Here is a 12,888-nt window from a genome sequence, read left to right as displayed (position 1 = left end):
GCCGCGATGTCGAACGACGTTGTGACCGAACCGAAGCCGACCACCGAGGCGCCGGAGACCGCCGCGCCCGCGGCCAAGAACGCGCGGACCGTGTCGATCCGCCTGTCGACGGTCGCCTACGGTGCCGCGCTGGTGGCGCTGGCCGCCGCGACCGCGGTGTTCGCCGCGCTGTGGGCGTCGGCGCACGGTGACCTGAACGATCGTGACGCCGCGGCCGCCGCCGGCCAGCACGCCGAGCAGGTCGCCACCGATTACGCGGTCGGCGCCTCCAACATCAACTTCCAGGACGTCAACGCCTGGGTCGCCAAGCTCAAGACCAACACCACGCCGCAGCTGGCGGGCAAGTTCGACGCCACCGCGCCGAAGCTGCAGGACATCCTGGTCCCGCTGAAGTGGACCTCGACCTCGACCCCGATCACCGCCAAGGTGATGAACGCCGACAACGGGGTCTACAAGGTGAACGTCTTCCTCAACGTCACCTCGACCAGCGCCCAGACGCCCGAAGGCGCGCAGACCACGGTCACCTACACGGTGAACGTGGATCCGAACAACGGCTGGAAGGTCGCCGATGTCGGCGGGGTGGCGGGCGCGCTGCCCAAGCAGTGACCGGCGCCGCCAGCAAACGTATTTAACGGTAGCTATTTCTTGTAGATGGCTTCTACCTGCATAAACAAAAAGTACATAAATTGAGCATCGACTCAGCAACCTTCGGGTAGCGTGCCGTGAAGATCAACTTTCGTGCCGGTATTTCCTGTCCGTACAGTGAAGGCGGTTTCGATGGTGGCACCCGGCGGCAGTCACGAACCCGAAGGGGGGAGCGGCGCCGACAACCGCGGCCTGGTCGTTGCGGCGGTGATCGCGGCGGCGCTGGTGCTGGTGGTCGCGATCGGGCTGCTGCTCGGGTCGAGTGACGACGCCAAGGACGAGAAGTCGGCCTCGACGACCGGCACCGCGAGCCCAACGTCCGGCGGCACCGCCACCACAACGCCGCACCGGCTGAGTTCGGGGCCCGCGACGCCGGTCGCGCCGGTGCCACAGCCCGCCCGCAAGCTCGGTGACGACTGCTCGGCGGGCGGCATCCTCGCGCGGTGGGATCTGCGCGCCGGGCAATGGGCGTGCGTCCCGGCCGGGCAGGACGTGCACCGAATCGGTGACGACTGCTCGCACGACGGGATCATCGCGCGGTGGGGCCGGGGCCCGGACGGGCGCTCGGTCTGCCTTCCGCAAGGGTCTGGGCTGGACATCCACGCGGCCGGTGACGACTGTTCGCATGACGGGATCGTCGCTCAGTGGTCCCTGCCCCCGGATGGTCGTTGGGTCTGCGTCCCGCAAGAGCAAGGCGGTGGGCCCGCGGCGCTGCCCGCCGATCCGCCCGCGAATCCGGGCCCGCGGTCGCCGAACCCGCCGCCCCCGGCCGACCAGAGCCCGCCGCCCGCCGATCAAGGTCCGCCACCCGCGAACCCAGGTCCACCGCCTGCGAATCCGGCCCCGTCGCCGATCATTCCCGGGCTCCCACCGTTCATTCCGGTACCGCCACCCCTGAACCCGGGCCCGCCGCCGCCCGGTCCCAATTGAGTCCACCGAAAATCGATCGACACGGCTGAGATGCTCGATGCCGTGACTGTCGTGCCCGAATTCTTCGCTACTCGACTCGCCAACCAGGAGGGCGCACCGGCCCGAGCCTGGCTCGACCGCCTGCCCGACCTCGCCGCGCACTACGCCGAACAGTGGCGCCTCACCTTCGACGGGCCGTCGATGCACGGCTACGGCGCGCTCGTGCTGCCCGTCCTGCGTGCCGACGGCAGTCCGGCCGTGCTCAAGCTGGCCTACCTGACACCCGAAACCAAGGACGAGCCCGTCGCGCTGGCCGCGTGGCAGGGCGACGGTGCGGTCATGCTCTACGAGAGCGACGCCGACCACGGCGCGATGCTGCTGGAACGCCTGGATGCCGGACGCTCGTTGCACACCGAGCCGATCGACGACGCGGTACGGGTCACCTGTGAACTGCTGCGCAGGCTGGCTATCCCGGTGCCGCAAGGTATTTCACGGAATCTGCGGACCGAGGCCGCGGGCTGGGCCGAGGAACTGCCCAGGGAGTGGGCCCGCCTCGGCGCACCGTACCCGCGCAAGATGCTGGACGCGGCCGTGGAGGTGTGCACCCAACTCGGACCCGTCGCGGACCAGCTGCTGGTGAACGAGGACCTGCACTTCGAGAATGTGCTTGCGGCAGTGCGGGAGCCGTGGCTGGTCATCGATCCGCAGCCACTGGTGGGCGATCCCGAATTCGCCACCCTCTCGCTGTTGTGGAGTCGCCGAACCGAATCCGCGCTCGACGACCGTTTCGCCGCCGTGGTCGACCTCGCGGGTCTGGATGCCGACCTGGCCCGCGCCTGGACACTCGTGCAGTGTGCGCGAAACTGGTTGTGGTTCGCCGAGGACGAAGACTGCGACGACCCCGGCTACCCGTCCGTCCAGGAGATCGGGCCGTGGGCGCTGCGCTGAATCTCCCGGCTCCACCTCGCTGGCGCTCGGTTCCGTCGTGGGCTCGGCACGTTGTGTCCTCGGTTCGCTCGCTCACGCGTGCGCGGTCTTTCCACCGTCGATAACCAATTGCGCGCCGGTGAGATACGGGTGTTCGGTGGAGGCGAGGGTGAGCGCGAACGCGGCGATCTCCGCCGCCGTCGCCAATCGGCCGAGCCCCGGAACATTGCTGCTCGCCCACTGTTTCATCATTACCTGATACACGTCATCGGGGATGTTCTCGAAACCGCCTGCCCGGCGCACCAACTCGGTGTCGGTGGTGCCGGGGACGAGCGCGTTCACCCGGATGCCGCTCGCCGCGTAGTCGAGCGCCGCGGCCTGAACCAGGCCGACCAGGCCCCGTTTGCTTGCGGTGTACGCGCCTCTGCCCGCATCGGTGGCGAGCGCGTTACTCGACGAGGTGACCACGATGGTGCCGCCGCCACGCCGAAGCATGTGCGGTACTTCGTATTTCATCGCGAGGAAGGTGCCGCGCAGGTTGGTGTTCAGCACCCGATCGAATTCGGCGGTGCTGTACTCGTGCAGCTTCTTCTGCACGGTGATACCGGCATTGTTGAACGCGACATCCAGTCCGCCATAGGTTTTCACGGTCGCGTCGACGAAGTCGCGCACATCCTCCTCCACCAGGACGTCCGCGCGGATGTATGTCGCCTCACCGCCCGCGGCGCGGATCTCGCGCTCCACCGCGCGTCCGCGCTCCTCGCGCCGCCCGCAGAACGCCACCCGCCCGCCTTCCGCGGCGAACAGGTGCGCCGCCGCCGCGCCGATGCCCGAGGTCGCGCCGGTGATCAACACCGTCTTGCCCTCGAACCGCCGCACCGCGGTGGGGGTGAACCGCGGCGGGTTGGAATTCGCGCCCAGCGCGACACCTCCGGCCAGACCCGCGGCCGCGCCGACCGCGAGTCCGGATGCGGCCATCGTGCCGAGCAAGCGCCTGCGGCTCGGCTTCTCGTGCCCGGCCGGGCGCGCTGCCCCGGTCAGGGAATCGTGGGGCTCGCCACCGTCGGACGCTCGCGCCGAGTCGTTGTCGTTCGTCATGCCAGAAACCCTCGCGCCAACCGAGTTCCGGCGACTCCGCCCGCCGGCCCGAATCTCGGCCGCGCGGAGGAGGGTGCTCCTCCGGAGGGAGGAGCCGGGCAGGGTAGGTGCACGGCATGATGGGATGGTGACTTCGGCTGGCGTGACACTAGGTGTGGAATCGTGGCTCGACGTGCGGTTCTTGCCGGTGCGGCTGCTGGTGCTCGCGGTCGCCGCGGTGGGGTGTCTGCTCTTCCTCGCCGATTCGCCGAGCGTGCTCGACTGGGCAATCGGGCTGCTCGCGGTGCTGGCGACCGCGGGCGGGGTTCGCTGGCCGTTGGCCACGTCACTGCTGGTGAGCAGCCTGCTGCTGCTCGGTTTCGAGATCGGCGACGCGGGCCCGGTGGTGGCCAAGGTCGCCGCCGCGATAGCGCTGATCGAATTGTCGGCCCGCCGATCCGGCTGGCAGCCGTGGCTGGCCGCGTGCGTGCTGGCCGGTGCCTACCTGCTGCATCCCAGCAGTGATCTCGCCGCGAACGGGTATCGGGCGGTGGTGATGGCGGGTGCGCCGGTGCTGATCGGCGTTCTGCTGCACACGGCGCGCGAGGGCGCCGACCACGCGCTGCGCGAGGCGCGCGAGATCGCCCAACGCCGCGACGCCGAGATCGCGGCCGCCCGGGCCCTCGAACGCACCGCTATCGCACGGGAATTGCACGACCTCGTCGCCCACCATGTGTCCTCGACCGTGCTGCGCGTCGGTGTTGCCCGGCACGCTATGCCCGACGCGCCACCGGGTGCGCTCGAGGTTCTCGACGACATCCACGCCAGCGGCAAAGAAACCCTCACCGACCTGCGCAGGCTGGTCGCCATCCTGCGCGATCCCTCGATGGCCGGCGACTCGTTCCTCGCCCCCGCTGATCTGCCCGCTGCCCTCGCCGCCGTGGTGGACCGCGCACGGCAGTCCGGGATCATCGTGGCCGCCGAGGTGGCCGACGACGTCGTCGATGTCGATGCGGTACTTGCCCTTACGTTGCTGCGACTCACCCAGGAGGGCATCTCGAACATCGCGAAACACGCCGGACCGGGCGCGGCCGCGCGATTGACCATTGCCCTGGATGCCGGTGACGTTCGATTCACGTTGCGCGACAATGGATCCTCGTCGAAGTCGAGATCTGCCAACGATGCCACCGCGAATCGGTCCGGCGGCCACGGACTCGGCCTGATCGGACTGCACGAGCGCGTCGAGCTGCTCGGCGGCGAGTTCACCGCCGACCGCGTCGGCGCGGAATGGCAACTCGCGGCACGCCTTCCGCTCGGCAGACCGGTGTCGTCATGACGATCCGCGTCCTCATCGTCGACGATCAGCACCTGGTCCGCGCGGGCCTGCGCATGCTCTGCCAGACCGACAACAGCCTGGAGGTGGTGGGGGAGGCCGCCACCGGCACCGACGCCGTCCGGCTCGCCGGGCAACTGAGCCCCGACGTCGTCCTGATGGATCTGCGCATGCCCGGCATGGACGGAATCCGTGCCACCGCAACGATTCTCGCCGCCAGACCGGCCGCCCGCGTGCTCGCGCTGACCACCTTCGACGACGACGATCACCTCTACCCGGCGCTGGCGGCAGGGGCCTGTGGTTTTCTCGTCAAGGACGCCTCGCCCACCGACCTACTTCATGGCATCCACCGCGCCGCCGCCGGTGATCACCCGTTCTCACCCGATGTGCTGCGCCGCGTCGTCGACTCCGCCCTAGCGGCCCGCACCCCCACGCCCGAGTACGCCGCACCCCGAGGCCTGACCACCCGCGAGGCGGAGGTGCTCGCGCTGGTCGCCGAGGGCCTCGCCAACGCCGACATCGCCGCGCGCCTGCACCTCGGCATCACCACCGTCAAAACCCACATCACCAACCTGATGGCCAAAACGGGGACCACCAACCGGGTGCAACTCGCGGTCCTCGGCGTGCGCGTCCGCTGAAATTGGCTGGACAGTGCTGAGAGGCTCGACAGGTGAGCATTGTTCCCGAGTTTTTCGCTGAGCGCCTTGCCAGGAATGAAGGGGAGGAGGCGCGGGCCTTTCTGGACCGGCTGCCCGGGCTGGTCGAGGAATATCTGCAACGGTGGCAACTGAGCCTGGACGGCCCGTCGATGCACGGTTACGCCGGGCTGGTGCTGCCGGCCACCACGGTCGATGGCAGCGCGGTCGTGCTGAAACTGAGCATCATGACACCGGAAACCCGCGACGAACCGCTCGCGCTCGCCGCCTGGAACGGAGTGGGCGCGGTCCGTCTGCTTGACAGCGACCCCGAACGCGGCGTCCTGCTGATGGAACGCCTCGACTCGACGAGGTCCCTGGTGAACGAGCCGATCGACAAAGCCGTGCAGATCGTCACCGGCCTGCTGCGCCGCCTCGCGATTCCCGCCCCCGCCGGCCTGAGCCGTGACCTTCGGCACGAGGCCGAGCGGTACGCGGCGGAACTCCCGCAGGACTGGGCGCGGCTCGGCGCACCGTTCCCGCGCAAGCTGCTCGACGCGGCGGTCGACGCGTGTAATCAATTGGGCCCCAGTGCGGCCCGGCTGCTGGCCAACGAGGATCTGCACTACGAGAACGTGCTCGGCGGGACACGCGAGCCCTGGCTGGTGATCGATCCGCAACCCCTCGTCGGCGACCCCGAATTCACCACCCTGTCGCTGATCTGGAACCGCTTGACGGAGTCGTCCTTGGACGAACGGTTCGCCGCGATCGTCGACGGCGCAGGCCTCGACGCCGATCGCGCCAGGGCGTGGACACTCGTTCGCGCGCTGCGCAATTGGCTGGACTTCCTGGACGACGACGACCTCGAGGACGACGGCTACTTCGCGGTGCGGGAAATCGCGCCGTGGGCGCTGCGCTGAGTCTGCCTGCTATGCGGCGAAATTGGGCACGACGAACCGTTCGACCGGCGCACGCTCCGTGGCGGGATCGGGTGCGGGCCAAAACAACGGTGACAGCCCCACCCGGACGATCCACTGGCCTGCGGCGGGGTCGGCGGTGGCGATTCCGGTGAGTGCCTCACCTTGGCCACGACGCGCATAAGCCATCAACTCGCGCACTGATTCACTTGCGCGGCAGTGCGACTCGTGCGCGTGGTCAGTGCGGATGCTGCGCCGCGTACCTCGCGCGTTCCAGCGCGCGGCGCCGCGTGCGTTCGGGGCTTTCCAAATCGGTGGGCAGTCCGTGCTTGGCCAGCCGGTGGGCGCGATTCATCGGCATGAACGCCGCTGTGTAGAACAGCGCGAGGAGCACGGCGAGCAGCACCATCGAACCCCGTAACCACAGCTCGCCGGGGAAGAGCAGGAAGACGACGAACAGCGGGGTGAACGGGATCATCCCGCGCACGATGTGGCGGGTGGTCGCGTGCTTTCCGGCGAGGTCGTTGCGCACCCAGTCGGTCATCGAATCGGGCAGCCGGCGGCCGAACGCGTAGCCGATCCACTGGATCGGGTTGGGCCGCCGCGTTTTTCGGGTCATGCGCAATCTCCTGACGACCGCCGTGCGGCCTCGTTCACCCGGGTGAGCACTTCGCGGAGTTCCTCGAGATCGGCGAGGGTGACGCCGAGCCGCTCGACCACCGCGGGCGGAATCCGCTCGGCCTGCTTGCGCATCGCGGCACCGGCCTTTGTCAGGTTCACGACCAGGTTCCGTTCGTCGCGGCTGTCCCGTTCGCGCGTGATCAGCCCGGCGCTCTCCAGTCGCTTGAGCAGCGGCGACAACGTCGGCGAGTCGAGCTGGATGGCCTCGGCGATCGCCTTCACCGACATCGGCGCCTCGCCCCACAGCGCGAGCATCACCAGATACTGCGGATGGGTGAGACCGAGCGGTTCCAGCAGCGGCCGATAGACGCCGAGCACCGCGCGATTGGCCACCGCCAGCGCGAAGCACACCTGCCGGTCGAGCTGCAGCGGATCGTCCATCTGTCCTCCTGTCGAACTGCCATCAATGTTAACGCACAAACAGTTAGCGCATGAAGTATATGCGCGACATCACGTCGGAGAAGCGTGGTTCCGGCGCCGGTGATCGTTAGTTTGAGACGCATGCAGAACGACGCAGGCCGCATTCACGAGCTCGACGCAGTGCGCGGATTCGCCCTGTGCGGAATTCTGGTGGTCAACATCTGGCAGCTCACCGACATGGCCGTGGTGCGGGCCCCCGGCGAGCTGATCCCGCTGCGGCACCTGCTCTCGGTGCTGTTCGAGGGCCGCTTCTTCCCGATCTTCTCGTTCCTGTTCGGCCTGAGCTTCGCACTGTTCCTGGACAGCGCCGCGCAGCGCACCGATCGCCCCCGCCTCGTGCTGATCCGCCGCCTCGTCGCGCTCGGCGTCCTCGGCCTCATCCATCACCAATTCCAGCCTGGCGAAGCCCTATTGCCCTATGCCCTGGTCGGTTTGGTGATCCTGCTACCCGCCACCAGCCTGCCGCGCTTGGCCATCCTGGTCGCCGGTCTCGCCGCGACCATCGGCGTCGCGGTGACCCTCGGCGGCGGCTTCGGCCTCGTGCCAGGCCTGTTTCTGCTAGGCCTAGCCGCAGCCCGCTATGACATCGCCGACACTCTCGACGAACGCGGCTGGCAGCTCGCCGCCCTCTTCGCGCTAGCTGTCCCCGCCGCGGTACTCACCGCGATGTGGGAATACCACACCCCGTACCTCGACCTCCTGATCAGCACCGCGCCCCCGATAGCGGGCCTACTCGGCGCTCTCACTTACCTGACCGGCCTCCTATTGATCCTGCGCACCGAAACCGGGGCGGTCCTGTCCGAAGTCCTCGAGCCGATGGGTCGAATGGCCCTGACCAACTACCTCGCCGCCACCGCCCTGATCCTGCTCGCCGAACCCCACCTACACCTCGCAGGCTCCGCCAAGTACGGCCAGCTCCTAGCCCTAGCCGCGGCCATCATTGTGCTGCAGGCAATTACCAGCTGGGCCTGGCTGAAGCTGTTCTACTACGGCCCGATGGAATGGATTTGGCGCTGCGTCACCTGGTGGGACCTGGTCCCCGTCCGCCGCCTGCCGGAGCCCGTTCGATACCGGTGACGGGTTCGGGACGCACCGGCCAGAGATCGCGGGTAGGCGGCGTGTCAGCTCAGCTGCACCGGCAACGTGAACGGTCCGCGGTGCCGAAAGCCTGAGCGCCAGGCGATATCTCGTTCGTGCACGGTCAGTGTGGTGGCCGGCCAGCGGGTGAATATGCGGTCGAGGGCGGTGGCGGTGAGGGTGCGTACCAGGGCGTTGCCTAGGCAGGCGTGTAGGCCGTAGCCAAGGCCGAGTTGCGCGTGGGATGCGCGAGTGAGGTCCAATTCATCGGGGCGGTCGAAGATTTCGGGGTCACGATTGGCTGAGGCGAGACACAGTAGGACTGTTTGCCCGGTGCGGATGGTTTGCCCGCCGATGGTGAGGTCGGTGGTCGCGAAGCGTGGGCCTGCGAGGACCTGGGGCGAGAGGTAGCGCAGCAATTCGTCCACCGCCGAATGCTTTTCGGTCGAGGTGTGCAGAATGTGCAGCTGGTCGGGGCGTCCGAGCAGTGTCAGCACCGACCCGGCGACCAGGTCGACCAGCACCTCGTACCAGACGAAGAGCAGGTAGAACAGGAGTCCGGCGAGCTCGTCCGCGGACGGGGAGCCGGTGTCGTCGTGCGCGGCGACCAGCCTGCCGAGCAGCGTGTCGGCGCGGGTAGCCCGCGCCTGCTCCGTTGTCGCGGTGATGATCTCGAGCATCGTGGTCAGGGTATCTCTGGCGCGTGCGGGAGTGGCCGAGACAAGCAGCGTCGAAGTGGCCCAGCCGAGCAGACTTTCGCGTTCGGCCTCGCCTAAGCCGAGTAGTTCGCCGAGTACCGCGGCGGGCAGCGGGACGGCCAGTTGCTCGACGAGGTCGACCTCGGTGCCTGAATCCAGCTCTTGGAGAAAGGAATCGATCAATCCGGGAGCCAGTTGCGTCCACTCGGTCAGCCGTCGCGGCGAGAGCTCGCCCGTCACGATCCGGCGCATGCGCGCGTGGTCGGCGGGTTCGGCGCGGACGAGCGTGTCCAGCGGCGGCGGGAGCACGAACCCGCGATAGTCCTCGGTGCCTGCCCGTCGAATGTCGACCGGCAGCCGATCGTCCAACAGTCCGGCGCGCACATCGCGATACCTGGTCACCAGCCACGCGGGCGGCCCGTCCGGAGTCCGAATCCGGTGCACCCCGCCGTCGGCACGCAACCGCTCGAGCGTCGGCCACGGATCTGCCGCGAATCCGGCGCCGAATACGTCCGTCATCCGATCATCATCTCGCATTGCGCGCCAAGACTTCTCGAAGGCCCGATGCAGGTCATCGGTAGCGCTGTCCGCTATCGACGGGCAATCGTGGCGGCCCCGGTACGGCGTGCCGGGCGGGCAACTCGGGACCGGCATCGCAGACTGGACGGTCATGGACCAGTTGGTACTGATGTTCGTCATCTTGTTTGCCGCGATCTTCGCCGAACCGCTGGGTAAGCGGATCGGCGTGGCGTCGGCGGTATTGATGACGGTGTTCGGGTGTGTGGTGGCGTTGGTTCCGTTCGCGCCGCGGATCAACGTTCCGCCCGATTTGATCCTGCCGTTGGTGTTGCCGCCGCTGTTGTACGCGGCGTCGCGGCGGACCTCGTGGCGGCAGTTCGCGGAGAACTGGGGGCTGATCGCCTTGCGTGCGTTCGGCTTGGTGATCGCGACCGCCGCCGCGGTGGCCGCCGTGTTCCATGCCTGGTATCCGGCGTTGCCGATCGCGGCCGCTGTCGCGTTGGGGGCGGTGGTCGCGCCACCGGATCCGGTGGCGGCGACCGCGCTGGCAGGCAGCCTCGGGTTGCCGCGCCGACTGGTGGTGGTGCTGGGTGGCGAGGGGTTGTTCAACGACGTCACCGCCATCGTCATCTATGGCGTCGCGGTGCAGGCGGTGGTCACCGGGCGGTTCTCCGCGCCGCGCGCCGCCGCGGAATTCGTGATCTCGGCGGTGGTCGCGATCGCCGTCGGGCTGGTGCTCGGCTGGGCGGGCAGCCGGTTGACCAACTATCTCGCGGAGGCGACCTGGCAGGTGGCGCTGAGCCTGCTGCTGCCGTTCGCCGCGTACGGACTCGCCGAGGCGTGGCACGGGTCCGGCGTGCTTGCCGTGCTGGTCTGCGCGTTGTATCTGACCGACGCGGTCACCGAGTTCGCCGACTCGGACTACCGGCTGGTCGGCGCGTCGTTCTGGGACATCATCGAAATGTTGTTGAGCGGCTTCGCTTTCGGCCTCATCGGCCTGGAGCTCGGCGCGGTACTCGATGCGACGGGCCATGATTGGCCGAAAATGCTCGGCGGTGCGAGCGCGGTGGTCGCCACCGTGGTCGGCCTTCGCCTGGTCTGGCTCCTGACTACCTGGGCGATCGGCCGGATTTGGTGGCCCAATGCCGACGAGCCCTATACCTGGCGGGAGACGGTCGTCACCTGGTGGGCCGGGATGCGCGGCGTAGCGACTGTCGCACTGGCACTGGCCATTCCGTTCGTCACCGACGACGGCAAGGACTTCCCCGGTCGCACCGAGATCCTGTTCACGGCCTTCGTCGTCGTCCTGTTCACCCTGTTGCTGCAAGGGCCGACGCTGCCGTTCGTCGTCCGCCGCACCGGCGTGCACGCGGACACCCAGAAGGAGCGGGAACTGGAACGTCAGCTGTGGGAGCGGGTGATCAAGGCGGAAATGGCCAGGCTGAAAGAGATTGCCGCCGAACAAGATCTCCCCGACGATGTCTACGAGCGGCTCCGCGACGGCTTCCGGCAACGCATGATGCGAGCCGACCCGCAGGCCGCGGACGCGGACGCCAAATCGGAGGCGGCCCGGAATGTGAAGCTGGCCAAACGATTACGCGGCATCCGCGAGGACGTCGTCGAGGCCGGTCGCCGCGAGGCGCTCAACGCCCGGCGGGAGCCGGGCATGCCGCCGGATCTCGTCGACCGGGTGACCAGGCGCCTCGATCTCGGCAGGCGCTGAACCTGGCTTCAACGAATTGGCCAGTCGGGCACCAAGATCAGCTGGCGGCCACGCCGGTATTACGGATCGCCTCGAGCACCTCGTTGTAGGTGAGGTCGGAGTTCACGGTGGCCGACTCCGACGGCACGTCGATGTCGACGTAATCGACTCCGTTGACGCCGCGCAGCGTGGACTCGATGGCGGAGGCGGACTCGTGGGTGACGTTGGGCAAGGTGAAGGTGTACGAACTCATGACCATCGAATAGACCGTATCGACCGGCGTAAACGCCGACGAACAGTCGAGTTCGATTCCCTACGTTTGGTCGCCGAGTCCCCGGGAATAGCCGGGGTGTCATACAACTCGACACAACAGGATTGTCATGATCATCATCATCGGGCTCGTCGTCTTGATCGCAGCAGTGATCGTCGGAGTCGCCGCGGTGGTGGCGAACAACGGCGAAGCCAACTTCCTACCAAGTGATTTCGCCGTTTTCGACTACCACTTCCATGGCTCCAGCGGTTTGCTGTTCGGCTACGGCATCGTTCTCGGCGCCATCGGCACGGTGGGCCTAGCTCTCCTGCTGACCGGTGTCTGGCGTGTATCCCGCCGCAACATGGCGGCACGTCGCGAGCTCAGGCAATCCCGCCGCGAAATGGCGGCGGTCCGGCGCGACTTATCGGACGGCACACCGCCGGTCGGCAAGGAGCCCGTACCGCAGCCGCACCGCGAACCCGTCTGGAGTCGGTTCGTGCGCCGTCCGGCCACGACTCCCGCCGGTGACACACCGCGCGCCGCAAGCACGCCCCGCGTGCAGGCGCCGGCGTCGAAATAATCATCGAGAAAAGGAAATACGACCATGATTATTCTCGGACTTGTCCTCCTCATCGCGGGGTGGCTGCTCGGAATCGGATTGCTCACCACCGCAGGCATCATCATCCTCGTCATCGGCCTCGTGCTCATGGTCGCCGGATCGGTGGGCCGCCCGGTCGGTGGTCGGCGCTGGTATTACTAGGGACCGGCCATGAGTAAGTTCGAAGACAGAATCGCGCACCAGGTGCAAGCCGCCAGGGGCAATGCGAAGAAGTATCTCGGCCGAGCGGTGGGTAACCGCCGCCTGGAATCCGAGGGACGTCGAGAACAAGCCAGCGGCAACGTGAAACGCGCCGCGGACAAACTACGGGACGCGTTCAAGCGCTGACCTGATGGCCGGTGTGGGGGGGGGGGGGGGGCCCAACCCCCCCCCCCCCCCCCCCCCCCGCGCGCCCACCCCCCCCCCCCCCCCCCCCCCCCCCCACCCCCCCCCCCCCCCCCCCCCCCACAAAAGAGACGGGTGGGGGGAAAAGTGGG

Annotated in this window: 17 protein-coding genes; 11 read left to right on the top strand and 6 right to left on the bottom strand. The window is 68.1% G+C overall.

From position 1 onward, the window contains the following. The first annotated feature begins 6 nt into the window (after nt 1–6). The 3 genes from ACIA8C_RS40660 to ACIA8C_RS40650 all read left to right on the top strand — a co-directional run bounded on the left by ACIA8C_RS40660 (nt 7) and on the right by ACIA8C_RS40650 (nt 2,502). Nucleotides 7–606: a hypothetical protein gene (locus tag ACIA8C_RS40660; protein ID WP_397144419.1), complete on the top strand. Its 600-nt coding sequence runs from the start codon at nt 7–9 to the stop codon at nt 604–606. 171 nt (nt 607–777) lie between these two features. Beyond that, complete coding sequence (locus ACIA8C_RS40655; protein WP_397144417.1) at nt 778–1,575, top strand: hypothetical protein; 798 nt, start codon at nt 778–780, stop codon at nt 1,573–1,575. A gap of 42 nt (nt 1,576–1,617) precedes the next feature. After that, on the top strand, nt 1,618–2,502 hold the full coding sequence (locus ACIA8C_RS40650; protein WP_397144415.1) for an aminoglycoside phosphotransferase family protein: 885 nt from the start codon (nt 1,618–1,620) through the stop codon (nt 2,500–2,502). A 72-nt stretch (nt 2,503–2,574) separates the two neighbouring features. Here the strand turns inward: ACIA8C_RS40650 and ACIA8C_RS40645 are convergent, their stop codons facing one another. Then, a complete protein-coding gene (locus ACIA8C_RS40645) occupies nt 2,575–3,579 on the bottom strand; it encodes an SDR family NAD(P)-dependent oxidoreductase (protein ID WP_397144413.1) in 1,005 nt (334 codons plus the stop codon). Between the two features lie 142 nt (nt 3,580–3,721). Here ACIA8C_RS40645 and ACIA8C_RS40640 point away from each other — a divergent pair, with 142 nt between their 5' ends. Genes ACIA8C_RS40640 through ACIA8C_RS40630 form a run of 3 tightly spaced genes read left to right on the top strand, consistent with a single transcriptional unit; the run spans nt 3,722 to nt 6,446 of the window. Further along, nucleotides 3,722–4,894, top strand: a complete 1,173-nt coding sequence (locus ACIA8C_RS40640) for a sensor histidine kinase (RefSeq protein ID WP_397144411.1) — start codon at nt 3,722–3,724, stop codon at nt 4,892–4,894. Next, nucleotides 4,891–5,529 carry a response regulator gene (locus ACIA8C_RS40635; protein WP_397144409.1) on the top strand — a complete coding sequence of 213 codons (639 nt, stop codon included), beginning with the start codon at nt 4,891–4,893 and terminating at the stop codon, nt 5,527–5,529. Before ACIA8C_RS40640 ends, ACIA8C_RS40635 begins: the two co-directional genes overlap by 4 nt. Nucleotides 5,530–5,561: 32 nt before the next feature. Next, nucleotides 5,562–6,446: an aminoglycoside phosphotransferase family protein gene (locus ACIA8C_RS40630; protein ID WP_397144407.1), complete on the top strand. Its 885-nt coding sequence runs from the start codon at nt 5,562–5,564 to the stop codon at nt 6,444–6,446. Between the two features lie 9 nt (nt 6,447–6,455). Here the strand turns inward: ACIA8C_RS40630 and ACIA8C_RS40625 are convergent, their stop codons facing one another. Genes ACIA8C_RS40625 through ACIA8C_RS40615 form a run of 3 tightly spaced genes read right to left on the bottom strand, consistent with a single transcriptional unit; the run spans nt 6,456 to nt 7,505 of the window. Next, complete coding sequence (locus ACIA8C_RS40625; RefSeq protein ID WP_397144405.1) at nt 6,456–6,632, bottom strand: hypothetical protein; 177 nt, start codon at nt 6,630–6,632, stop codon at nt 6,456–6,458. A 49-nt stretch (nt 6,633–6,681) separates the two neighbouring features. Then, a complete protein-coding gene (locus ACIA8C_RS40620; RefSeq protein WP_397144403.1) occupies nt 6,682–7,062 on the bottom strand; it encodes a DUF5313 family protein in 381 nt (126 codons plus the stop codon). Beyond that, on the bottom strand, nt 7,059–7,505 hold the full coding sequence (locus ACIA8C_RS40615) for a MarR family winged helix-turn-helix transcriptional regulator (protein ID WP_397144401.1): 447 nt from the start codon (nt 7,503–7,505) through the stop codon (nt 7,059–7,061). The genes ACIA8C_RS40620 and ACIA8C_RS40615 overlap by 4 nt, the downstream gene beginning before the upstream one ends. Nucleotides 7,506–7,625: 120 nt before the next feature. Between ACIA8C_RS40615 and ACIA8C_RS40610 the strand changes: the two genes are divergently transcribed. Then, nucleotides 7,626–8,621 carry a DUF418 domain-containing protein gene (locus tag ACIA8C_RS40610; protein WP_397144399.1) on the top strand — a complete coding sequence of 332 codons (996 nt, stop codon included), beginning with the start codon at nt 7,626–7,628 and terminating at the stop codon, nt 8,619–8,621. A 44-nt stretch (nt 8,622–8,665) separates the two neighbouring features. On the opposite strand, the gene ACIA8C_RS40605 is transcribed toward ACIA8C_RS40610, so the two are convergent. Beyond that, the gene (locus ACIA8C_RS40605) at nt 8,666–9,838 is read right to left on the bottom strand and encodes a cytochrome P450 (RefSeq protein ID WP_397144397.1); all 1,173 of its coding nucleotides are present in this window, start codon (nt 9,836–9,838) and stop codon (nt 8,666–8,668) included. A 151-nt stretch (nt 9,839–9,989) separates the two neighbouring features. On the opposite strand from ACIA8C_RS40605, the gene ACIA8C_RS40600 reads away from it, so the two are divergent. Further along, on the top strand, nt 9,990–11,561 hold the full coding sequence (locus ACIA8C_RS40600) for a Na+/H+ antiporter (RefSeq protein WP_397144395.1): 1,572 nt from the start codon (nt 9,990–9,992) through the stop codon (nt 11,559–11,561). A 37-nt stretch (nt 11,562–11,598) separates the two neighbouring features. Here ACIA8C_RS40600 and ACIA8C_RS40595 read toward each other — a convergent pair whose 3' ends face one another. Then, a complete protein-coding gene (locus ACIA8C_RS40595) occupies nt 11,599–11,799 on the bottom strand; it encodes a heavy-metal-associated domain-containing protein (protein WP_397144393.1) in 201 nt (66 codons plus the stop codon). Between the two features lie 121 nt (nt 11,800–11,920). Between ACIA8C_RS40595 and ACIA8C_RS40590 the strand changes: the two genes are divergently transcribed. From ACIA8C_RS40590 to ACIA8C_RS40580, 3 genes are read left to right on the top strand one after another with little or no spacing between them, the layout of a single operon-like run. Continuing rightward, nucleotides 11,921–12,373, top strand: coding sequence for a hypothetical protein (locus tag ACIA8C_RS40590; protein WP_397144391.1), 453 nt, complete (start codon nt 11,921–11,923; stop codon nt 12,371–12,373). A 24-nt stretch (nt 12,374–12,397) separates the two neighbouring features. Continuing rightward, on the top strand, nt 12,398–12,553 hold the full coding sequence (locus ACIA8C_RS40585; RefSeq protein ID WP_396997687.1) for a hypothetical protein: 156 nt from the start codon (nt 12,398–12,400) through the stop codon (nt 12,551–12,553). Nucleotides 12,554–12,562: 9 nt separating this feature from the next. Continuing rightward, a complete protein-coding gene (locus tag ACIA8C_RS40580; protein ID WP_397144389.1) occupies nt 12,563–12,739 on the top strand; it encodes a CsbD family protein in 177 nt (58 codons plus the stop codon). The last annotated feature ends 149 nt before the right edge of the window (nt 12,740–12,888 follow it).

It is taken from the genome of Nocardia sp. NPDC051321, from assembly GCF_044455225.1.
Taxonomy (GTDB): Bacteria; Actinomycetota; Actinomycetes; order Mycobacteriales; family Mycobacteriaceae; genus Nocardia.
The sequence above is the reverse complement of the archived record's forward strand: the minus strand, read 5'-3'. Positions and strand labels throughout refer to the sequence as shown.

Excerpts from the sequence above, each read along its gene's own strand:
- ACIA8C_RS40660 (WP_397144419.1), top strand. The coding sequence starts at position 7 with ATGTCGAACGACGTTGTGACCGAACCGAAGCCGACCACCGAGGCGCCG.
- ACIA8C_RS40655 (WP_397144417.1), top strand. The coding sequence starts at position 778 with ATGGTGGCACCCGGCGGCAGTCACGAACCCGAAGGGGGGAGCGGCGCC.
- ACIA8C_RS40645 (WP_397144413.1), bottom strand. The coding sequence starts at position 3,579 with ATGACGAACGACAACGACTCGGCGCGAGCGTCCGACGGTGGCGAGCCC.
- ACIA8C_RS40635 (WP_397144409.1), top strand. The coding sequence starts at position 4,891 with ATGACGATCCGCGTCCTCATCGTCGACGATCAGCACCTGGTCCGCGCG.
- ACIA8C_RS40625 (WP_397144405.1), bottom strand. The coding sequence starts at position 6,632 with ATGGCTTATGCGCGTCGTGGCCAAGGTGAGGCACTCACCGGAATCGCC.
- ACIA8C_RS40620 (WP_397144403.1), bottom strand. The coding sequence starts at position 7,062 with ATGACCCGAAAAACGCGGCGGCCCAACCCGATCCAGTGGATCGGCTAC.
- ACIA8C_RS40615 (WP_397144401.1), bottom strand. The coding sequence starts at position 7,505 with ATGGACGATCCGCTGCAGCTCGACCGGCAGGTGTGCTTCGCGCTGGCG.
- ACIA8C_RS40610 (WP_397144399.1), top strand. The coding sequence starts at position 7,626 with ATGCAGAACGACGCAGGCCGCATTCACGAGCTCGACGCAGTGCGCGGA.
- ACIA8C_RS40605 (WP_397144397.1), bottom strand. The coding sequence starts at position 9,838 with ATGACGGACGTATTCGGCGCCGGATTCGCGGCAGATCCGTGGCCGACG.
- ACIA8C_RS40600 (WP_397144395.1), top strand. The coding sequence starts at position 9,990 with ATGGACCAGTTGGTACTGATGTTCGTCATCTTGTTTGCCGCGATCTTC.
- ACIA8C_RS40595 (WP_397144393.1), bottom strand. The coding sequence starts at position 11,799 with ATGGTCATGAGTTCGTACACCTTCACCTTGCCCAACGTCACCCACGAG.
- ACIA8C_RS40590 (WP_397144391.1), top strand. The coding sequence starts at position 11,921 with ATGATCATCATCATCGGGCTCGTCGTCTTGATCGCAGCAGTGATCGTC.
- ACIA8C_RS40585 (WP_396997687.1), top strand. The coding sequence starts at position 12,398 with ATGATTATTCTCGGACTTGTCCTCCTCATCGCGGGGTGGCTGCTCGGA.
- ACIA8C_RS40580 (WP_397144389.1), top strand. The coding sequence starts at position 12,563 with ATGAGTAAGTTCGAAGACAGAATCGCGCACCAGGTGCAAGCCGCCAGG.